The organism is Bacillus sp. AFS077874, assembly GCF_002566505.1.
Classification (GTDB): Bacteria; Bacillota; Bacilli; order Bacillales; family Bacillaceae_G; genus Gottfriedia.
Window position 1 is genome coordinate 17,642 of record NZ_NUYF01000047.1, and the last position, 22,315, is coordinate 39,956.

Below are 22,315 nucleotides of genomic sequence, written 5' to 3' on the forward strand. Positions count from 1 at the left end.
TATAAAAACAAAAAAATCCCGTCCCTAAAACAGGGACGAGATTTACTCGCGATACCACCCTGATTATGAATAGAAAGCTTATTGCTTAGGCAAAATGCCTCGAAGTCTATTCATCACCTCAAGAGACCGTAACGTGGTCTGACGCGTCAGTGATTAGCTGCATTCAGGAGTAGCTTTTCTGTCACCCTTCATTAAAGTTTCTTTCAGCCTTGGAAACTTCTCTCTTTTGCATAAGCTTAAATGGTTTAGTGACATACTTGTTCCTTCAAAATTTTGCAAATATAAATTGTATGAAAAAATAGTATCATTGTCAAAAATGAAAGTCAAGTTGAGAGACGTTCTTTTCTATTACTGTAATAGCGAATAACAGAAATAATGACAACTAATAATGGAACCGCAATTAACAAACCAATAAAACCAGCTATTTCACCTGCAACTAATAATGAAAACATAATAATAACTGGATGTGTATGAATTGATTTTCCAATAATGAGCGGAGAAAGGACGTTCCCTTCAATCAATTGTAATACAATTAATGTAATACCTACTCTAATTAATAAACTGGTCCCCTCCGAAGCGGCTAGAAACAAGGTTGGTACAGCTCCAATAACCGGTCCGAAATATGGAATGATATCTGTTATTCCTATGATCACTCCTAATACGAGAGCATATTTCATTCGAACTATCCATAGAAATATTGTTGCTAATCCAAACAGTAAAAAACAAACTAATATTTGACCACGAATATATTTTCCAAATGTATTATTAAGTTCTTTTGCTAAACCTTTTGCTTCATATCGCCATTTGTAAGGGATAATTTTCCAAAACATATTCGATAAGACCTTATAGTCTTTTAAAAAGTAAAAAACGATAAACGGAATGATAAAGAGTGAAATAATATTATTTACTAATTGCTTCATCCATTCACCAGATTTATTCAATAATGATAATCCTGATCTTTCAGCGCCATTAATCATTAAATCAATACGATTATGAAGAAAAATTGGCATCCTCGAAGTTTTTCGATCGATTTTTGATAAGAAATTATCATATAATGCCATTACTTTAGGAAAAGCTCTTAAAATATCTTGCCACTGTTGTTTAAAAATAGGGAGTAATAAATAAAGTCCTAGTACACACCCTCCAAAAAATAATAAATAGATCAATAAAATCGCAATTACTCGTTTTATCCCTTTATTATGAATATATTCAATTGCAGGATGTAACAAATAGGCAATGATTAAACCAATTAAAAATGGAACCATCGATTTTAAAACACCAATTACAATATGTAAATAAACCGGTTTTAAATAATAAAAAACGATTCCAACTAATCCAATTAGCAAAATTAAACATAATCGGTATATCCATTTTAACTTTAAACCGTCCATAAAAAACCTCCATACTGGTAATAGTATGGAGAATTTCAATTAAATTATGTGACCTGTTAAAAATTTTGCGAAGTCTTCTCTCTTAACAACATTCAATACACATTTGGTTTTTGCTTCTTTTTCAACAATTGTTAGTTCATTTGGAAATTCCGTCTCTACACCAATTGTCATATAAGCTAATTTCTCTTGTGCACGCCTTGACCTAGTATTTGACTCTTTTGCTCCAGCAAAAACATAGTCCATCTTCAACTCGTTAAAAGCAATTTTTAAGATTTCAACTTTTGAAGCTTCATTATACCCTTGCCCCCAAAATGGAACTCCTATCCAAGTACCGATATGGCAAATTCCATCTCCTCGGTCAATATGCTTTAAACTAGTTATACCGACAACCTCATCTTGCTCATTCAAAATTATCCGATTAATTACCTTACCTTCTGATTCCTGCTGAACAATATTACTAATAAATTCAATTGTATCATCAATATGATCTACTTTTATTCCTAAAACATCTTTCACACCTGGATCTGATGACAACTTAAAAACCTGCTCTGCATACTTTACATCATTCTTAACAAGCCTAACTCCCACTCCCATATTTACCATCTCTTTTCCATGTTTTTATAAATGATAAAAGAAGATGTTCATTTTCTCAATGAAAACTTTTAAATAAATTTGGAATGTTTAATTAGGATTGGATTGGATTTAATAAATTTAAAAAACAAAGCAAATGTCTTTTATGAGACATTTCAGAGATTTTTATACAATAATGATTTTAAATGTTATATGTTTGAGAGGTTTTATAAGATCAACAAACTCAAGTAATTGTTTAACCTTGAGAAGTTTAAAAAATATAATTGCTAATTTTTAGAAAAACAAATACTTAACTGACCTACAAACTCATTAACAAAACAAGCTGTTATATTACTCAAAGTAAAGGATATTAAATTAGGTTTTTTAGTGTAACCATTTTTTGATGAGTAAGTTGATTGGAACAAAAGGGATGCTCGACTCCTATGGGATAAGCGGGAAGGCTGAGACCCCGCAGGCTTGCCGAGGAGGCNNCATGGAAAGCGAGCATCCTGAAGTGGAAATCAACATCATTTTACTCCTTTTACGAAAATTTGATAATTAAATTGATAGGTTGTATTTCAACAGCGTAACAGGTTCTTTTTAGACATGTGCTAACTACCGACTGCGCTTCGGGTTAAATATTAGTAAAAAATTGACTAACTCTTTTTCTGCAGTAAAAAAGCACATGCCCTATAGACATGTGCTTAAAAAAATTAAAGCATTTTTTTCAATGACTTTCTCATACGTTTCATATTCTTTGAAGTAAGCCATTTGTTATCGTACATTAACTTCATCGCAAGTGCACCTGCACCTAAACCTAAACCTAATAAAGAGCTTTTTCTAGCCATTAATTACCCACTCCTACATACTAAGTTTTCGATCCTCTTCGTCAAATAAATCATCCAACGAACTTAACGTACCATCTTCTTCAACTTGGTGGGTATAAATTATGCCTTTATTAATTGTTAGTTCAATATAACATCCCCAACAATAATATTGATTTACACCTATTTTCCCTAAGTCTTTACTATGACAATTTGGACAAATCACAACGCTCGCTCCCTTAGCCAAAAAAGGCAATGTTTCTAAGCATTGTGACCAAATTTTCATAAAAATATACGTTAGTACAGGAATCGTCTTGCACTATATATTCTTAGTCATTTACATGAAATCATAAGGTGAAAGATTTGGTAATTCGTCTGAAAGCTGAAATGGTAAATCCTCGTTTAGTTGTACTTCTCCATTTTCAATCCCTTTTAGTTTCATACGTAGAGTAGTCTGTCTTTGACCATCATCTGTTCTGCCAATGCCTTGAATAAATGCATCTTGTTCACCGCACATGATTAAGAACTTCTTACTTCTTGTCACTGCAGTGTAAATTAAATTTCTTCGAAGCATTCGATAATAACTTTTGACAATCGGAAGCACAATAATATCAAATTCACTACCTTGAGACTTATGAATTGAACAACAATAAGCAAGAGTTAATTGAGAAAAGTCTGGTCTAGTATACGTCACTTCATTACCATCAAATGAAACGATTATAATGTCTTGTTGTTCTACATTTTCTTTGGCGAAAAAAATGTTTACAATTTCACCCATATCTCCATTAAAAACATTATTTTCAGGAACATTTACGAGTTGGAGAACTTTATCACCTGTCCGAAAAGTTGTATCACCAAAATTCATTTCACGTTGCTTTTCTTTTTTGGGGTTAAACACTTCTTGAAGCCCTTCATTTAGAGCATCAATTCCTGCTGGGCCACGATACATCGGTGCTAATACTTGGATATCTCTTACAGGAAAACCTTTTTTATTGGCGTTTTCACACACTTTTTTGACGACTTCAACAACTTGTTGACTTGAACAACCGATAAATGAACGATCTTTTCTTTGTTCAAATAAATCCTCGGATATTGTTCCATCTTTTATATAATGTGCAAGCGTAATAATCGAAGAATCTTCTGATTGACGGTAAATATCTTTTAATCGTACTGTTGGAACTGTACCAGAGTTTAATAAATCCTTTAAGACTTGACCTGGGCCAACAGAAGGTAATTGATCCTCATCCCCTACAAAAATGACTTGGCATCCTTCTGGAATGCTTTTGAGTAATTGATTCCCTAACCAAACATCGACCATTGAAAACTCATCAATAATTAGTAACTTTCCATTTAAAGGATTTTCCTCATGATGGCTAAACTCCCCTTCTCTTGTCCAACCGAGTAAACGATGGATTGTTACTGCCGGTAATCCAGTTGCTTCACTCATTCTTTTTGCCGCTCTACCTGTAGGTGCAGCAAGCAAATAAGGGAATGGATCATCTTTCGGGTAAGAATGCTGATCTAATGATAAATCATGGATTGTTGAAAACAGATTAACAATTCCTTTAATAACTGTCGTTTTACCTGTCCCTGGTCCACCTGTAAGGACCATCATAGCTGACTCCATAGCCTTTTTGATTGCTTGTGCCTGTGAAGGGGCATATTTTACATTCATTTTTGATTCGAGGTCTTCTAGCTCTTTTGCAAATCTAGTTTCAGTCATTTCTCCTAAATCTGGAGCACCACTTAATAATTTTCGGATCGCATTTACAATGCCTTTCTCAGCGTAATAAAGCGCAGATAAATAGATTCTCTCATCTTCCATTACTAGCTTTCCGTCAGCTATCAATCGTTTCATTTCCCGAGAAATGTCGACTGCTTCGACAAGCTCTTTATCCTGTTTCATTAATAATTGTCTAGTTTCATCAATAAACTGATCTTGCGTTATATAAACATGTCCTTCTTGCATCGATAAATGTTCTAAAATATAAATACAACCCGCTCGTATCCGATCCGGATGATTTCCTGTAATACCGATAGCTCGACCAATTTCATCTGCTCTTCCAAACCCAATCCCATCCACATCTTCAATTAACTTAAATGGATTTGTTCTGATAACATCAAGAGTTGATTCATTATAAGTCTTATAAATTTTTATCGATAAACCCGTTCCAATACCGTAGCTACTTAAAAAGCTGATTACTTTTTCAAGACCTTGATGGGATAAAATTGTTTCATAAATTTCTTTAGCTTTAGATTTTGCCAGCCCGGGAACACCTTCTAGGCTATCTGCATTATCTAAAATTTTATTAATCGCACCTTCACCTAAATGATCAACGATTTTCTCGGCTGTTTTCTTTCCAATTCCTTTAAATAAATCTGATGATAAATATTGAATAACACCTTTTTTAGTAGATGGAAGCTCTTTTTCAAATGATGAAATTTGAAACTGTTTACCATACCTCGGATGGTCTTTTACAATCCCTTTAAATGTATATGTTTCATCTTCATTCATCCTTGGAATATTCCCAGTAATGGTCATTTCCTGTTCACAATTTGATAAATTTGTATCAACTACTTTTACCTTTGCAACAGTATAAAAATTTTCTGCATTATAAAAGATGATTGTTGTGATATGCCCTTTAATATATGGTGTCTCATCAACAAACAATTCCATTTCACTTTGGGTTTGCATTTCTCCACCTCCCCGAACTTACACAACTAAACTAGTTTCATTCTACTTCTTTATTTTCAATTACTTTTAAAGCATGCATAGCAAGCATATGATCATCTTGACTTTCAATCGCTTTATTAAAATGGTCTTTCGCAATTGTAACTTGATCATTAAACATTGCAATTATGCCTAGATTATAATGTGCATCAGCATGAAGTTCATCTAATTGTAAAACTTTTTCTAAATTAATTTTTGCTTCATCTAGCATTTCTAATTTAGCTAAAGTAAGGCCATATTGGAATAATGCGTCAACATCTTGATCATCTAGCTCAATCGCTCGTTGAAAAAATGGAAGTGCAAAACGATCTTCGCCATTATTAACACAGCATAATCCAATCATAAAATGGACATCACTATCATTCATGCCAAGTTTCACACAATGTTGAAAATATTTTTTAGCTAATTCAAACTTTCCATCTTCAAAATATACTGTTCCAACTGCATAATGCGCTGCAGCCAATTCCGGATCAATTTCTAAAGCCTTTTCAAAAAAACGACAAGCTCGTTCGACATCACCCATTGATAGTAAAAGCTGACCAAAGTTTACATATGCTAATGTATTAGTAGGATTTTCTTCAATTTCTTTCGTTAAAAAATTAGCTGCATCCTCTAACTTTCCCTCTTGTAGGGCTGCTACTCCACGTTCAAAATTATTCATATATGACACCTCTATGTATTTTCTTTCAATTATTTTTGATAGACTCCATTTTCTGTACTAATCAGTTTAAGAAACTTAATATACCTATTTAACACTATCACACCATAGTATACATTTCAAAGGAACGTTTCTTCAAAATTTCTACGATAAATTATGTATTTCCATTCAAAAAAACAACCCCAACCATTATGATTGGGGTAAATAGATTTATCTTAAATAAGTTAATTCATTACCATCGATAAATGCACGATCAATTGTTCCTCCACCTAGACAGTCTGTCCCGTCGTAAAATACAACGGCTTGTCCTGGAGTGATTGCACGAATTTTTTCGTGGCAAAGAATTCTTACTGAGTTATCATCTAAAATGTGAACTGTTACTTCATTATCTTCAGAACGATAACGGAATTTAGCAGTACATGTAAATGAACCTTCTTTCGGTTTATTTGATGTCCAACTAATATCAGAAGCAAGTACTTCATTACTATAAAGTAACTCATTATGGAAACCTTGTTCAACTAATAAAATATTATTTTTCAAGTCTTTTCCTACAACGAACCATGGGTCTCCATTTCCACCGATTCCAAGTCCATGACGTTGACCAATTGTATAATACATAAGCCCATCATGTTTACCTTTAACTTCCCCGTTCATCGTTCTCATTTCACCAGGTTGTGCAGGTAAATAATTACTTAGAAATTCTTTAAAGTTACGTTCACCTATGAAGCAAATTCCAGTACTGTCTTTTTTCTTAGCTGTCGCTAAATCTGCCTCTTCAGCAATTTTACGGATTTCTGGCTTTAAATAGCCTCCAAGTGGAAACATAACTTTCGATAGTTGTTCTTGACCAAGTTGATTTAGGAAATAAGTTTGGTCTTTATTGCTATCAATTCCTCGTAACATTTTATATTCATCGTCACGAAACTCAACTCCAGCATAATGACCTGTCGCTACATAATCTGCTCCAAGCTCCATTGCATGTTCAAGAAATGCTTTAAACTTAATTTCTTTATTACACATTACGTCTGGGTTTGGTGTTCTACCTTTTTTATATTCATCTAAGAAATAGGTAAACACTTTATCCCAATATTGCTTTTCAAAATTCACTGCATAATACGGAATTCCTATTTGATTACAAACTGCAATTACATCTTCATAATCCTCAGTTGCTGTACATACGCCAAATTCATCTGTGTCATCCCAGTTTTTCATAAAAATACCGATGACATCATATCCTTGTTGTTTCAATAAATATGCTGTTACAGACGAATCTACACCACCTGACATTCCTACTACTACGCGAGTGTCTTTTGGATCTTTTTTATTCATAAATAATATCCCCTCGCACTATAAAAATTTATATTTTAACTAATCGTTTTACAATTGAAGATACACGTTCTCCGACTATACGGATTTGTTCGTCTGTATTTCCATAACCAAAGCTGAACCGTACCGAAGAACGTATTTTAGGTGAATCTATTCCAAACATTTCAACTAACACATGTGATGGATCTATACTACCAGCTGTACAAGCAGACCCGCTTGAAGCTGCTATGCCTGATAAATCAAGGTTTACCAAAAATGATTCAATTGAAATATCCTCAAATGATAAATTTAACACATGTGGTGCAAAAAATGACTCATTTCCATTCTTTTCAAAACGAATTCCATTTTCTTTTAGAACATTCATTAAAATTTCATGGAAACGCAAATAGCTTTCTATACGTTCATCTCTTTCGATGTGAATTACTTCTACTGCTTTAGCTAATCCAACAATACCAGGAACATTTTCTGTACCCGCACGACGTTTTCGCTCTTGCTGTCCACCATATTGTAATTGTGTAAAAATTGCATTTTCACTTACATAAAGAAAACCTACACCTTTAGGTCCATTAATTTTATGTGAGGAAATGGATAAAAAGTCGACTCCAAGTTCTTCAACATTAATTGGAATTAAGCCGTAAGCTTGTACTGCATCTGTATGGAAATGAGCTTTATGGTCACTAAGAAGTTCACCAATTTCTTTAATTGGTTGAACAGTTCCGATTTCATTATTAACCATCATAATTGATACTAAAATTGTATCATCACGCAGTGCAGCCTTTACATCTTCTACATTCACACGACCTGTATGATCAACAGGTAAATACGTTACCTCAAAGCCTTCCTTTTCAAGAGCTTGGCATGTATGTAATATAGCATGATGCTCGATGCTAGAGGTAATAATGTGCTTACCATATTTTTGATTCGCATAAGCAGCGCCTAAAACAGCAAGGTTATCACTTTCTGTTCCACCGCTTGTAAAAATAATTTCGTTAACTTTTGATCCTATACTATTTGCACAAATCATGCGTGCAGTATCAATCTTTTGACGAGCTTGTCGGCCAAATGAATGAATACTAGATGGATTTCCAAAAGTCTCTTGCATTTCTACAACCATCTTTTCAATTACTTCTGGATGCATTGGAGAAGTCGCAGCATGATCTACATAAATACGTTCCATTTTTATTAAACCCTTTCTTTATGAAGCGTTCACCTATCTTTGAACGCACTAATTAAATATAAAACATATACCCATTTAAATCATCAGATTCTAATTTTGCTAAATCCTCAAGACTCGTATGGTCTAAAACTTCATTAATCGCTTTTTGAACACGAGTCCACAACTCTCTTTGTGCAGGATTTTCATCTTCAAGATTTTCGATTGGAGATAGTGATCCTTCAAGTGCAGTTATTACTTCACCTGCAGAAATTTCATTCGGTTCCTTTGTTAAAATATACCCACCATATGCTCCACGAATACTCTTAACTAATCCTGCATTACGTAATAATGAAATAATTTGTTCTAAATAATGCTCAGAAAGATTTTGTGCTTTCGCAATACTCTTGAGTGAAATTGGTTTATCACAATATCTTTTAGCTAATTCAATCATAACTGTCAGTCCGTATCTTCCCTTAGTTGAAATCTTCATTAATTCACTCCGTTCAATAAACTGTATCTCTTATTTTTATCTGATTTATCCTATTTTTAAACTGTAGTAATACAATTATTGTACACTATTTATCCTATAAATTCACATGACATGAAAAAAATGCACTAAACCAATTGGAAAAGTGCAATATCCATCTAAAAATAGTAAGTAAGATTTTTTAGTTTTACTAGTCTAACTTTTTAACAAACCATAGTTAAAAACTATTAGTCTTACTCCTTCATTTCCACAAAATATTTGCTGTCCTAAAAAATCCGCCCAATATATTTCTACATGAATGTTGTTAATTCAAGCTTTCACTAAATTCCTTACAATTTAATCAGTTAAAATTAACAAAAATGCATTAAAAATAACCCGCCTTTTATTCAAAGAATATTCTGTAAAATAAAACTAGTAGTTTATTAATAGCGAAAGAAGTGGGGAAAAATGCGAAAATCAAAGAAAAGTAAAACGAAACACCTTACATCCATTGGATTAAGTACTTGTCTACTGTTTGGAACCTTTACACCAATTACTGATCATTTTAATGCAAAGGCAGAAACAATTACTTCAAGTGAAGCGATATTAGCTAAACTGACTCCAGAACAAAGAGAGGCACTACTAGCATTAAATTCGAACGAACTTAAAACGGGATTGCATCTATCATCAGATGTAGACTTAAATAGTTCAAAAGAAGTTTCTGTAATTGTTGAATTTAAAGTTCTTCCTGCAAAAACTGAACAGTTAACTGCTGCTGCTGAGGGAAAAAACATTTCACTTAATACTGCTATGGCCAAAGTAGAGAAATCTCACATTCAATTTAAAAAAGATTTAAAAGAAAAAATAAGAAAAGATACTAAATCGAATCGAACTATTTATCAGATTAAACATACTTATAAGCATTCACTTAATGGAGTCTCATTAACACTCCCTGCTAATCAAATAAAAAAATTATTGCAATTCAGTGATGTTAAAGCAATTTACAGTGATTCTCAAGTTCGAGTGAATCCTCCAAAACAGATTGATGAATCAAAAGACAAAACAAACGTTGACAGTATACCATTTTTAAAAATAGATCAGCTTCATAAAGAAGGGATTACTGGAAAAGGGATAAAGATTGGCGTAATTGATACAGGCATTGATCTTAATCATCCTGATTTAAAGGATGCATATAAAGGTGGATATGACTTCGTAGACAATGACAACAATCCAATGGAAACTACTTACGATGATTGGAAAAAATCTGGAAACCCGGAATTTTATAATGGTAGTTCTTATTATACAGAGCACGGTACGCACGTTTCAGGTACGATTGCTGGACAAGCTAAAAACGATTCAGATTTCAAAGTAACAGGCATAGCGCCTGATGCTGATTTATATGTATATCGAGTTTTAGGCCCATATGGTAGCGGCGCAAATTCTTCAGTAATTGCTGGAATTGATAAGTCCGTAGAAGATGGCATGGATGTGATAAACCTATCTTTGGGAAGCGATTATAATGACCCATTAGATCCTACCAGCCTAGCAATTGATAATGCTGTACTAAGTGGTGTCACAGCAGTTGTTGCAGCAGGAAATTCAGGTGAGTACGGGATGTCTACATTGGGCTCACCTGGTGCAGCTGCACTAGCATTAACCGTTGGGGCAAGCTCCGCATCTACTAAAGTAACAACCTTTAAAAGTAGTTTCAAAGTAGGAAAAAGAAAAATAAACGGAACTTTACAGTTAATGACTAAAAAATGGACAGATGACTTTAGCAATCTTTCTGGAAAATCATTCGATATTGTCAATGTTGGTGAAGGTGGTCCAAATGATTATTCCGGAAAAGATGTAAAAGGTAAAATAGCATTTGTTGTACGTGGCACATATGCTTTAATCGATAAAATGCAATATGCAAAACAAAACGGTGCAAAAGGAATTATTATATACAACAATAATAGCAACGAGGGGCAGATTCCATACTTCTTAGGAGAAAGCAATGACAATATTCCAGTATTTTCGTTGGATCATAACACTGGCTCAGCTGTTAGGGATTTATTACCAACTGGTCCATTAACTGTTTCACTAGGTACACTCGGAGAGAGTGAAATTCCTGGTGACGAATTAGCAGACTTCAGTTCAAAAGGTCCATCTGGAACTTTATACGATATAAAACCAGAAATAACAGCGCCAGGCGTAAATGTACTTTCAACAGTTCCTTCCTATATCAATAATAAAAATGATAAGAATGATTATTCATCTGCATATGAAAGAATGTCAGGTACATCAATGGCCACTCCCCATGTTGCAGGTATTGCAGCACTTTTACTGCAAGCAAGTCCAAGCTATACACCTGCTGATATAAAAACAATATTAATGAAACAGCAGATCCATTAAAAGGTAAAAATAGTGTATTTGAGATAGGCGCAGGCAGGGTTGACCCTTATGAAGCGATTCATTCTGATACAGAAATTTCAGTTTTAGATGAAACTCCGTATATTGAAAATGGACAAGAGCATATGATTCAAGAGCAAACAGGTGGTCTTAGCTATGGTTTTATTCCGATTAATAATGAAACTTCTTTCAACGAGTCAAAGAAACTTGTAATCTCTAACTCAAGCAAAAAAATGAAAAAATATGCTATTTCTGTAGAATATAATGTAGGTGCGCAAGGCTCATTGGATGCAGAAAAAAACGGTGTAAATGTAAACTTATCTGAGGATTCTTTTAAGGTAAAATCAGGTACCCAAAAAGAGCTTTCTGTCTCACTAACAGTTCCAAAAACAACTGAAAAAGGAACATATGAAGGATACATCCGTATTGAAAATGAAAAAAATCCTGAAGAGAATTATCAAATTCCATTCGGCGCACGAGTTGTTGAAGAAGGATTTAAATATTTTGCGACCCACTCCCCTTCTATCTCAAATAATCGTGTAATTGCACAATATAGTGTTAAAGATACTGATTTAGATTTTAATTTAAATTCACCTATGAAAACAATCGATTTTGTTTTAGTAGATCCAAAAACAGATAAAGATTTAGGCTTAATCACATCAATTAACACAAGCGTAGATGAAAATGGTAAATTCTCGAAAGAAATTTCTGTTACTGGATCTTCGTCCGCTACAATGCTTCAATTTGTAGGTGCTGATCGAGCTGGTAATTCATCTGTTGCACCAAAAGTTATTTACTATGTAAAAGCTGGATCGCAATACATTTACGCTAAGCCAAATAAAGACTCAATAACAATGGGTGATAAAATAACCTATACTTTGTTTAGCCATGGATTAAAGAACGCTAAAGAAATGAGCTTTTCGCTAAATTACTTAAATAAATATTTTGATTCTGTTGGGATTGAAAAAACAAAACATTACCAGATGGTACAGAACTTAATACTACTACTAGCGGTACAACTAGCTTAACTTCAAACATTACGTTAAAAATGCCTAACGATGGTATTTCAGGCGATGTGCCATTAATACGAAAGCAGATGAATATGTAAATGTACTTAGTCAACTATTTACTATTTACGGAGGGGCATACAAAGATTTGAGTGGAGCAACTGTTAGACCACTGATTCAAACAGGTCTACTGCCAATTTTTGCACCATATTCAAAAGTACAAGCTCAGCTTGGAGCCCAAGGCCTATATAAAGTAGATGGCACTTACAATTATTCAACGGATTACACTACTGTTGGTGCAAGTGTTAAAGTACAAGATTCTAAAGGTAATTTATATACAGGAGAAATTCAAAAAAACGGTCAAATCTTTATTAACAACTTGCCTTCGAATGAACTTCTTTACACTGTTATTGTAGATGTTCCAGGACATTTTACTACTTACACTCCGCTTGAAGTTGGAAGAAAAGCTGGAAATATAAGCATTGGAGAAAGCATTTATTATTACACTGCTAAATCGAAAGCTGGAGACATCAATAAAGACAACGTGGTCGATCTAAATGATGCACTTTTGATTGAAGCTAATTGGAATAAAAACAATCGAAATACTGACATAAACTTTGATGGCATTACCGATGCTAAAGATTTTAAATTACTAGAATCCAATTATTTAAAAGAAAATGATTATGTGTTAGATACACCGAGTCCAGTCCAAGAGCTTAATGGTCAAACAATCCAAACAATTAAAGCAAAACTAGGAATTAACTAAAATAAAGAACTGGAACTCTAATTTTGAGTTCCAGTTTTTAGTTGTTGAATAAAGTCAATTAAATGCTTGCTTAACTTTTCAATTTACCAGCACGTACGAATTGAGCAGCTGCCGCTTTTTCATCGAAATCTTCAACATTTTTTCTAGATTCTTTTATGTTGTTTAAAAAGCTTATGACTTGGAATTCGATACTTTTAATTTCGTATTCAGTATCAGCATTTAATAAATCCTCTAATAAATCTAAATAAATGGCTTTCTCTTCGGGTGTTAGCACTAGCCTCATTACATGCCTCCTTCATCTTTTGCCAAGTAAATTATTGAAAATACTACACAATTTGCTTAGAAATATTATGCAGTGAACTTACCCTTTCCCGTTCAGTGTTAAGTGCCCTGCTTAAAAGAAAGCTTTGAGATGAGAGACCAGCTAATATACAGTATCCGATTACCATTCGCATATCTTTTAACATGTTTTCTGGTATAAATAAAGAAACAAATAATGTCGCGGCTGTTGCTCCAAATAAAATATCTGCAAGAAAACCTAAATAAAAGCCTTTCTTTCGTCTCACTGGGAGCATAATCGTACCTTTGTTAAACAGGATGTGAAAAATAAATCCGGTCACTCCACCAATGACAACCGCCAGGACATAGAGTTTAACCATGTTCATCCTCCTTCTTATTTTTAGGTACAAAAAAAATTCCTACTTTCGTTTCGAGAATAAGTTAATCGAAATGATCGCTAGGATTGGACAAGTTCTATATAAAATATGAACAGCTTGTTCTTATTATTATAAAAGCTTAAAAATAAATTATCAAAACTATTTTGTAAAATTTATCCAATTGTGACAAAAAATGAGGTAAAAGACCTAAATTTTCATTTAAACAAATACACCACAAGACTATTTAACTATTTCTCATTACCCTTATTATGATATATTGGAATTAAAAAGAAGCTAGAGGAGGTTTTCAGTTGGCTGTACAAAGAAAATTCAAGAGAATAGTAAAACAATTACACCACGAAGATCTATATCAGCGTGCAAAAGGCATAGACCAACTTAGAAAGTCTCTTCGATCAGGTGCTTCTATTGAATCATTAATTTATTTATTAGAAGAAGCGGGAAGCAATTTCCCGAAATCAATAGAAGATTGGGATGATGGAAGCTATCACTTAGTTGGATTTTGTTCAGAGTTTGCACTCCAAGAATTAATAACTCCAATCGAAAAGAATTTTAAAGCATATAGTGAACGAGCAAAACTTCAAGCCCTCTATTTATTAATAAGTCTGAACTCAGAGTTAGCTAGAGATGCTTATATACGAATCATTGAAAAAAATAGTAAACGGTACTCGCTTGATATCGATGTTCAATTCATTTTCGAAGAGACAAATTGGGCTCCAGAACTTGTAAAAAAACTATTACGTTTAATCGAAAATGAAGAAACTGCAGTTTCAATTTTTCATCTGATTCTATTGTGTAAAAGAAATTCAATCTCTTTACCTTTTTCATCCGATGAGAACAATTATATAATCGAACAAATTAAAGTTTTATATAAGCTTAAACGAGAATCATATTTAAATTATGATCAAGATTACAACTTAAAATATGTATACCAAGCTTGGAAAGAATCTTACCTCATCGTTCGAACAGAAATGGGTATTTGCCTTCAATTAATGCAATATTATTTTGACGATCACATGCATGAATATTTAAATGAAGCACTTGAATATAAAGATCCTTACCTAAAAGTGGATGCTGTTATATCACTGATGGAACATGGCGTACAAATTGAAAAAGAAATCCTTGATTATTGTGCTCATAATATTGAATCTGCGGTATGGTTTTATACAAAATTAAATGAATTTTCAAAGAAAGATATCTACACATTTACGGAAGTGCATCAACATAGTTTTGTAAAAAACAGACTGTTTCTTTATTTAATTGCTCATGAAGATTTTGGTGTGATTCCCGACGAGATCGAAATTATAAAGCGTTATGATACTTCAAACTATTATGAACAAGAAGTAACTTATTATTTAACTAAATTTCGTAGTCACCAAGAAAATTGGGAAGAAAATGATTGGATGGCTGCATATGTAGGGGCTTATATTTCTGACCAAATTCCTAGCCCACGATTTTACGATGAAACAATTACGGCATTTACAAAATGGGATAAATATACTGAGGATGAACATAAAGCCCAACTTGAATTATTAAATAAAGAAGAAAACGATAAAATAGGTCAAGAAGTCATTTTGGAATCAAAGCCAAGCTGGCATTTTGGTACTTATTTTCTAGGCTTTCTAACTGCTGTTAGAACCGGTACTGCTTTTGGAAATCACGATCCTATTTATTTTTTATTACTTGCTTTACTATGGATTATTTTCTTATATAAAGTGTATGCAACAATTCAACTTCGAAAAGAATCTAAAGTAATTTTAACAAGTAGACAGCTAACCTTAAAAAAAGGTAATGAATTGAAGTCGATCGAGCTTCATAAGATAAACCGGATGACGATCGAACTCCGAAAATGGGGTAAAAACGAAGGTAAAATGGCAGCATATCAACGAAAAGTTAATTATATTGTTTTCTATGATAAAGATGACGAAGAGATTTTATCAATCCCTTCAACTTTTATTAAACCCGATTTACTTTTCCTCGAGATAAAATTATTAACTAGTCATTTAGTTGATTCTCCAACTATTGAAGTGTTTGAAAATGATGTTAGTGCTTAAAGTCGAGACTCGAGACTGCCCGCCAAACGCTCGCTTTCTTCGTTGCTNNCTTGCAATCAGTCTGAGAATCAAGTTTTTAGAATATGGTTTATACACCAAGTCGAGACCCGAATCTCGACTTTTTTTATTCATGTTCCGTTCATATTAGGTTGTTATGATATTAATTAAATAATTTTATACTAAATTACATATTATCAAACTAAATTTCGGGGGACAGGTTTATTTATGAATTCTAAAAAAAGTTGGTGGATTTTATTTATTATTTCGCTTTGTGTCATTGTTCCATTTATGGCTCCTTATTTTCTTATTGATCCAGATAAAAGTCGTATCCAAATTAGTTCAACTTCAATTCAATACCCTGCTTTAATTACACATATCTTTTTTGCATTTATTGCTTTAATTGCTGGGTTCATTCAGTTTGTTAAGAACATTAGAACTCGTTACCCAAGAATCCATCGAATGATTGGAACTACTTACTATACTAGCGTTTTTATAAGCGGAATTTTGTCATTGATCGTAATATTTTATATTGAAAATTTTTCAAAAGTAATGTCTTTTCTTGTTTTAGCTATACTTTGGATTTTCACTACAATTAAAGGTATTCATAGCGCAAAGAAGAAAAATTACATAGCTCACCAAATCTGGATGACTCGAAGTTTTGGAATCACATTAGTAGCAGTTAGTGGTAGGGTTTTAGTACCATTAATATTATTAGCCTACTTTTCGCTAAATGGATTGCATATACCTGGTGGAAGAGAACGAATGGTTGAGGAAGCCCTAAATGTTAATATATGGGTAGGTTTATTAATAAATTTAATCATAATTGAGTGGATCATATTAAAAAGGAAGGTAGATTAAGCGACCAATTTCACTTTATATCTACCTTCTCTTTAATTAATGACTTAATTACGATTTTTCTTAAACTGCTGTAGTTTTTCAAAAATAGCCCCGTAACGTTTTTCGTTTCCTGCTTCTTTTGGTTTATAGTAAACTTGATTTACTAATCGATCTGGAAGATATTGTTGATTTACCCAACCGCCAAAATTACCTAAAGGATGATCATGCGGATAAATATAACCTATCCCATGCCCCATATCCTTCGCACCAGCATAGTGCGCATCTTTTAAATGTGCTGGGATATCATCATGTAGCCCACTTCTCACATCATTTAATGCTCGATCAATTGATGTGACACTAGAATTAGATTTGGATGACAAACAGAGCTCAATTACTGCATTTGAAAGAATAATTCTTGCTTCAGGAAATCCAACTTGCTTTGCGGCTTCACAAGCCAGGACAACTTTCCATGGGTCGCCAGCTAATCCGATATCCTCATAAGCAATCACTAATAATCTTCGAATAATGCTAGTTAAATCGCCCGCTTCAATGAGCCTTGCCAAATAATAAAGTGCCGCATTTACATCACTTCCACGAATACTCTTTTGGAAACCAGACAATGTGTCATAATGAAAGTCTCCATTTTTATCATGATTAAAACCTTTTGAACGAAGAAATTCATCAATAATTTCATCTTGTACTATAATCGTTCCGTCTGACTCCTTTGTTGAACCGTATACGATTGATTCCAAAATATTTAATGATGATCTTGCATCTCCGTTTACTCCATGAGCAATTTTTAAAATTTGTTCCTCTGAAATTTGGATTTGCAAGTTTCCTAATCCTCTATCCTCATCTCTCAAGGCTTTATCTAATAATTTATAAATATGTTTTGGTAAAAGCGGTTCTAATTTTAAAATGTGGTTACAGCGAGATCGTATGGCACTGTTAACATCGTGGTATGGATTCTCAGTTGTTGCCCCAATTAACGTAATAAATCCGCTTTCTACATATGATAATAAATAATCCTGTTGCAGCTTTGACCAACGATGAATTTCATCTGCAAATAGAATGATTTCACCGAACATTTTCGCCTCATGAACGATATCCTCAAGTTCTTTTTTACCAGAAGTAGTCGCATTAACAGTTACAAAACGTTTATCAACCGTACCAGCAATTGCATGGGCAAACGATGTTTTACCTATTCCAGGTTCCCCGTGAATTAACATTGAAGGAACTCGTCCGTTATGTATTAATCGATATAACGCTGATTCTTTTCCGATAATTTTTTCCTGACCAATTAATTCATCTATCGTTCCTGGTCTCATACGGTATGCTAGAGGTTCATGACTCAATTTTCTCCCTCCTTTACAACTCTTTTTACTATTGTAATTGAATTGGAAACATTTTTCATCTGCACCCCGCAAATATTTCTTTTTACTAATCATTTATTTGGTGAAGATAATAATAGTTGAAATAAAGAAGGTGAAAAAATGAATGCCCCAAAAACAAAATGGTCACTAGAAGATGAAAACACATTAATTGAACTAGTTGAAAAATACGAAAGCAAAGGTAAATCAAAGCAAGAAGCATTTGAAATGGTAGCAAATATTATTAATCGGACAAAGACAGCATGTGCGTCTAGATACCGAAAACTATCAAAAGATCAATTTAAAGAAATAAACAAACCTAAAGAAGTTACCAAATTAAATAACCCTATAAATCCACCTTCAATGAATATTGAAATGGCCATCCAATTCTTAATGAATTTCGAACAAAAGCATAAAGCTTCGGAGGAAAATAGGCAGTTAAAAGAAAGAGTAGTTAAATTAAAAATTGAAAATGAAAATTTAAACAAAAAAATTGTTAATCTAAAAACATTAATCCAAAAGAAACAAAATGTATTGATCAATCTAACAGAATAAATTTGGACAAAATAATGTAAAACATTCACAGTATATTATCACTTGTACTATTGTATAATGAAGTAACAAAATGCAAGCAATAGTAAGGAGTATAATGAAATGAATTGGAAAAAAGGCGGTTTATGGATAATTATATTTTTTATTATTAAAGGTACGTTATCTACACTTTTAATTGTTACCGGTGCTAAATACTTTAACTTATCCTATCTTCAAATTCTACTTCTTGTAGTTGGACTATTAGTTATTTCTCTAATTGGACGCCATTTTGTGAGAAGACATAAAAATAGTTCTAAAAATGAGAAGGATTTAAATATGTAATCCCCTTTTACACTATATGGTAATGTGTCTGATCAGCTGATTGCTAGCGCTTGTCTTTCGAGGCGCGAAGCCTGGTGAGGAGCGGAGTTACCCTTACGCGGTAATGAGCCAACGAAGAAAGCGATCGTTTTCGGGCAGTCTGAAACCCCCAATAATTTGGGGGTCTTTTTTATTTATTAGGCTTACGTTTATTCATTTCAATGGATTCCATATCGTTAACGACGCCATCTTTGCCAACCTTACCATTTTTCTCGACAACATTATTTTTCTTTTTATACTTAACATTAATCCGATTGGATAAATTATCTACATGATGCTGTTTTGAATCTTTTTCCACGTCACTTGTACTGTTACAAGCAGTTAATAATGATAATGATAATCCGAAAGTACAAAATACTTTTAAGGCTCTATTCAACATCAAACACCTCCTATTGAAGGTAGTTTTTACATTAATAAACAAAAAAACTGTAGGAAATTAATTCCTACAGTCAGCAATGTTTGAGCATTAGTTATTCTTTACCTACACGCTTAATTTCAATATCCTTTATTAATTCACGAACTGCATGACTAGCTGCGATTAAGCCGGCAACCGATGGTACAAAGGCGTTTGAAGATGGTGGCATTTTCGCTTTACGAATTTTTGTATTTTCATCTGGTACGATTTCTTTACGTACATCTTCACGAATAACAATAGGACTTTCATCTGAATAGACAACTGTTACTCCTTTTTGAATACCTTCTTTGCGAAGTTTAGTTCGAATAACCTTTGCAATAGGATCGTGTGTTGTTTTTGATATATCAGCAATTTTAAATCGAGTTGGATCCATCTTATTTGCAGCACCCATACTTGAAATAAGTGGAATTCCACGGCGACGACACTCTTTAATTAAGTGAATTTTATATGTAATTGTATCAGAAGCATCAATTACATAATCTAATGGAATTTCGAAAAACTTTTCAAATGTTTCTTCTGTATAAAACATTCTATGTGTAATTACTTCGCACTCAGGATTAATCTCAAGAATCCGTTGCTTCATCATTTCTACTTTAGGCTCTCCAACTGTTGATAATAATGCATGAATTTGCCTATTCACGTTTGTAATATCAATAACATCTTTATCCACTAGTATTAAACGTCCGACTCCAGAACGAGCTAAAGCTTCTGCAGAAAATGAGCCAACGCCTCCAATACCTAAAATAGCTACCGTACTGTTTTGTAATCGCTCTAAACCTGCTTTACCAAAAGCAAGCTCATTACGAGAAAATTGGTGTAACATTTATTCAACTCCCACTATCTTAATCAGATTACAATGATTTAAATATACATGATACAAGCTATTTACATCAAGCTTGAATTAAAGAAAAACAGAATTTTTCTTAATCCCTCAACAAGAAAAAGGAAAGGATTAAGAAAATTAATTCCTTCACCCTTCCTTTTTATTTTACTCTTCTACAGTTGTTTTTAACGCTAATTCTTCTAATTGTGCAGAAGAAACTGGACTTGGTGCATTTGTTAATAAACAACTTGCTGATGCTGTTTTAGGGAATGCAATTGTGTCACGTAAATTTGAGCGACCTGCAAGTAACATAACAATACGGTCTAATCCTAGTGCAATTCCGCCATGTGGTGGAGTTCCGTATTCAAATGCTTCCATTAAGAAACCAAATTGCGCTTGTGCTTCTTCGTCAGAAAATCCTAAGCATTTGAACATTTTTTCTTGTATGTCTCTTTCGTAAATACGAACTGATCCTCCACCAAGCTCGTAACCATTTAGTACTAAGTCATAAGCTTGAGCTTTTACACTACCTGGATCTGTATCTAATTTATCAATATCTTCACGAACAGGTGATGTGAATGGATGATGAGCAGCAAAATAACGATTTAAATCTGCATCATATTCAAGTAATGGCCAGTCAGTAACCCATAAGAAATTGAATTTAGATTGATCAATTAATTCTAAGTCTTTACCTAGTTTTAATCGAAGTGCACCTAAGCTATTTGCAACTACTGAAGCATCTGAAGCTACGAATAAAATTAAGTCTCCTGCTTCCGCCTCTACAGCTAATTTTAATGTAGCAAATTCTTCTTCACTAAAGAATTTAGCGATAGGACCTTTGAAACCATCTTCTTCAAGTTTTAACCAAGCAAGACCTTTTGCTCCATATCGACCAGCATATTCTTGAAGACCATCGATGTCTTTACGAGAATAATTTGCAGCTTGACCTTTTACATTTAAACATTTTACTTGGCCACCGTTTTCAACAGCTGAAGTAAATACTTTAAATCCACTTTCTTTAGCAAAAGAAGAAACATCAATTAACTCTAATCCGAAACGAGTATCAGGCTTATCAGAACCGTAGCGATTCATCGCTTCATCATAGCTCATACGAGGAAGTGGAGTAACTAGGTCAACACCTTTTGTTTCCTTCATCATTTTAACCATCATTCTTTCAGACATTTCCATTATTTCCTCTTGAGAAAGGAAGCTAGTTTCAATGTCTATTTGAGTAAATTCTGGTTGACGGTCAGCACGTAAATCTTCGTCACGGAAGCATCGTGCAATTTGGAAATAACGTTCAAATCCTGAAACCATTAATAATTGTTTAAAAATTTGAGGTGATTGTGGTAAAGCATAAAACTCACCTGGATGTACTCGGCTAGGAACTAAATAGTCACGAGCTCCTTCTGGTGTACTCTTCGTTAAAATTGGCGTTTCAACTTCTAAGAAGTCTTCACCATCTAAGAAATCACGAATTGATTTTGTAATTTTTGAACGTAATTTAAATGTGTCATACATAACTGGACGACGTAGATCTAAATAACGATATTTTAAACGAAGGTCTTCTGCTACTTCCGTTTTATTTTCAATTGCAAATGGAGGATTCTTAGCTTTATTAATAATCTCAAGCTTGTCAACAGAAACTTCAATTGCTCCCGTTTCAAGATTTGGATTAGCTGTACCTTCACCACGAGATACTACTTTCCCGTGAACGTGAAGAATAAATTCATTACGTACAGTTTCAGCTAGAGCTAAAGCTTCACCTGAAGTTTCAGGATTAAAAACGATTTGTACAAGTCCAGAACGGTCACGTAAATCAATAAAAATTAATCCACCTAAATCACGTCTTTTTTGTACCCATCCTTTAAGTGTTACACTTTGACCAATATGTGATTCTCTTAGTTCTCCACATAAATGCGTTCGTTGTTCCATTTTCAA

At 33.4% G+C, this 22,315-nt stretch carries 22 protein-coding genes; 7 read left to right on the forward strand and 15 right to left on the reverse strand.

All coding sequences use genetic code 11. From position 1 onward, the window contains the following. Positions 1–323: 323 nt before the first annotated feature. From COJ46_RS19985 to cymR, 9 genes are all read right to left on the reverse strand, one after another. A complete protein-coding gene (locus COJ46_RS19985) occupies positions 324–1,391 on the reverse strand; it encodes an AI-2E family transporter (protein WP_097979023.1) in 1,068 nt (355 codons plus the stop codon). A gap of 39 nt (positions 1,392–1,430) precedes the next feature. After that, the gene (locus COJ46_RS19990; RefSeq protein WP_098566219.1) at positions 1,431–1,985 is read right to left on the reverse strand and encodes a GNAT family N-acetyltransferase; all 555 of its coding nucleotides are present in this window, start codon (positions 1,983–1,985) and stop codon (positions 1,431–1,433) included. 689 nt (positions 1,986–2,674) lie between these two features. Beyond that, entirely contained in the window at positions 2,675–2,809 is a 135-nt protein-coding gene (locus COJ46_RS19995; protein ID WP_082459514.1) for a DUF3918 family protein, read from the reverse strand. Between the two features lie 13 nt (positions 2,810–2,822). Further along, on the reverse strand, positions 2,823–3,071 hold the full coding sequence (locus COJ46_RS20000; protein WP_097979025.1) for a hypothetical protein: 249 nt from the start codon (positions 3,069–3,071) through the stop codon (positions 2,823–2,825). Positions 3,072–3,122: 51 nt separating this feature from the next. Next, positions 3,123–5,480, reverse strand: a complete 2,358-nt coding sequence (gene recD2, locus COJ46_RS20005; RefSeq protein WP_098566220.1) for an SF1B family DNA helicase RecD2 — start codon at positions 5,478–5,480, stop codon at positions 3,123–3,125. A 37-nt stretch (positions 5,481–5,517) separates the two neighbouring features. Next, a complete protein-coding gene (locus COJ46_RS20010; RefSeq protein ID WP_098566221.1) occupies positions 5,518–6,177 on the reverse strand; it encodes a tetratricopeptide repeat protein in 660 nt (219 codons plus the stop codon). Between the two features lie 207 nt (positions 6,178–6,384). Then, positions 6,385–7,503: a tRNA 2-thiouridine(34) synthase MnmA gene (gene mnmA / locus COJ46_RS20015; protein WP_097979028.1), complete on the reverse strand. Its 1,119-nt coding sequence runs from the start codon at positions 7,501–7,503 to the stop codon at positions 6,385–6,387. Positions 7,504–7,531: 28 nt separating this feature from the next. Beyond that, complete coding sequence (locus tag COJ46_RS20020; protein WP_097979029.1) at positions 7,532–8,677, reverse strand: cysteine desulfurase family protein; 1,146 nt, start codon at positions 8,675–8,677, stop codon at positions 7,532–7,534. A gap of 52 nt (positions 8,678–8,729) precedes the next feature. Continuing rightward, positions 8,730–9,146, reverse strand: coding sequence for a cysteine metabolism transcriptional regulator CymR (cymR, locus tag COJ46_RS20025; protein ID WP_056472685.1), 417 nt, complete (start codon positions 9,144–9,146; stop codon positions 8,730–8,732). A 444-nt stretch (positions 9,147–9,590) separates the two neighbouring features. Between cymR and COJ46_RS20030 the strand changes: the two genes are divergently transcribed. The 3 genes from COJ46_RS20030 (at position 9,591) to COJ46_RS20040 (ending at position 13,289) form a co-directional block, all read left to right on the forward strand. Beyond that, complete coding sequence (locus COJ46_RS20030) at positions 9,591–11,519, forward strand: S8 family serine peptidase (protein ID WP_097979030.1); 1,929 nt, start codon at positions 9,591–9,593, stop codon at positions 11,517–11,519. A 122-nt stretch (positions 11,520–11,641) separates the two neighbouring features. After that, on the forward strand, positions 11,642–12,544 hold the full coding sequence (locus COJ46_RS20035; RefSeq protein WP_097979031.1) for an Fn3-like domain-containing protein: 903 nt from the start codon (positions 11,642–11,644) through the stop codon (positions 12,542–12,544). Between the two features lie 127 nt (positions 12,545–12,671). Next, entirely contained in the window at positions 12,672–13,289 is a 618-nt protein-coding gene (locus COJ46_RS20040) for a dockerin type I domain-containing protein (protein WP_097979032.1), read from the forward strand. 70 nt (positions 13,290–13,359) lie between these two features. Here COJ46_RS20040 and COJ46_RS20045 read toward each other — a convergent pair whose 3' ends face one another. Further along, positions 13,360–13,572, reverse strand: coding sequence for a hypothetical protein (locus tag COJ46_RS20045; RefSeq protein ID WP_056472680.1), 213 nt, complete (start codon positions 13,570–13,572; stop codon positions 13,360–13,362). Between the two features lie 43 nt (positions 13,573–13,615). Then, entirely contained in the window at positions 13,616–13,948 is a 333-nt protein-coding gene (locus tag COJ46_RS20050; protein ID WP_056472677.1) for a DUF4257 domain-containing protein, read from the reverse strand. Between the two features lie 308 nt (positions 13,949–14,256). Here COJ46_RS20050 and COJ46_RS20055 point away from each other — a divergent pair, with 308 nt between their 5' ends. Together COJ46_RS20055 and COJ46_RS20060 are read left to right on the forward strand one after the other, a co-directional pair. Further along, on the forward strand, positions 14,257–16,017 hold the full coding sequence (locus tag COJ46_RS20055) for a hypothetical protein (RefSeq protein WP_097979033.1): 1,761 nt from the start codon (positions 14,257–14,259) through the stop codon (positions 16,015–16,017). 225 nt (positions 16,018–16,242) lie between these two features. Further along, on the forward strand, positions 16,243–16,875 hold the full coding sequence (locus COJ46_RS20060; RefSeq protein WP_097978443.1) for a DUF2306 domain-containing protein: 633 nt from the start codon (positions 16,243–16,245) through the stop codon (positions 16,873–16,875). 44 nt (positions 16,876–16,919) lie between these two features. Here COJ46_RS20060 and COJ46_RS20065 read toward each other — a convergent pair whose 3' ends face one another. Beyond that, complete coding sequence (locus COJ46_RS20065; RefSeq protein ID WP_098566222.1) at positions 16,920–18,209, reverse strand: replication-associated recombination protein A; 1,290 nt, start codon at positions 18,207–18,209, stop codon at positions 16,920–16,922. A 138-nt stretch (positions 18,210–18,347) separates the two neighbouring features. On the opposite strand from COJ46_RS20065, the gene COJ46_RS20070 reads away from it, so the two are divergent. Then, a complete protein-coding gene (locus COJ46_RS20070; RefSeq protein ID WP_097978441.1) occupies positions 18,348–18,779 on the forward strand; it encodes an SANT/Myb-like DNA-binding domain-containing protein in 432 nt (143 codons plus the stop codon). Between the two features lie 99 nt (positions 18,780–18,878). Then, positions 18,879–19,097, forward strand: coding sequence for a hypothetical protein (locus tag COJ46_RS20075; protein ID WP_097978440.1), 219 nt, complete (start codon positions 18,879–18,881; stop codon positions 19,095–19,097). Positions 19,098–19,266: 169 nt separating this feature from the next. On the opposite strand, the gene COJ46_RS20080 is transcribed toward COJ46_RS20075, so the two are convergent. The 3 genes from COJ46_RS20080 to aspS all read right to left on the reverse strand — a co-directional run bounded on the left by COJ46_RS20080 (position 19,267) and on the right by aspS (position 22,309). Continuing rightward, positions 19,267–19,515 (reverse strand): hypothetical protein, encoded by a 249-nt coding sequence (locus tag COJ46_RS20080; protein WP_097978439.1) that lies wholly within the window; start codon positions 19,513–19,515, stop codon positions 19,267–19,269. Positions 19,516–19,606: 91 nt separating this feature from the next. Continuing rightward, positions 19,607–20,374: a tRNA threonylcarbamoyladenosine dehydratase gene (locus COJ46_RS20085; RefSeq protein WP_097978438.1), complete on the reverse strand. Its 768-nt coding sequence runs from the start codon at positions 20,372–20,374 to the stop codon at positions 19,607–19,609. Positions 20,375–20,539: 165 nt separating this feature from the next. After that, positions 20,540–22,309 (reverse strand): aspartate--tRNA ligase, encoded by a 1,770-nt coding sequence (gene aspS / locus COJ46_RS20090; protein ID WP_097978437.1) that lies wholly within the window; start codon positions 22,307–22,309, stop codon positions 20,540–20,542. Between the last annotated feature and the right edge of the window lie 6 nt (positions 22,310–22,315).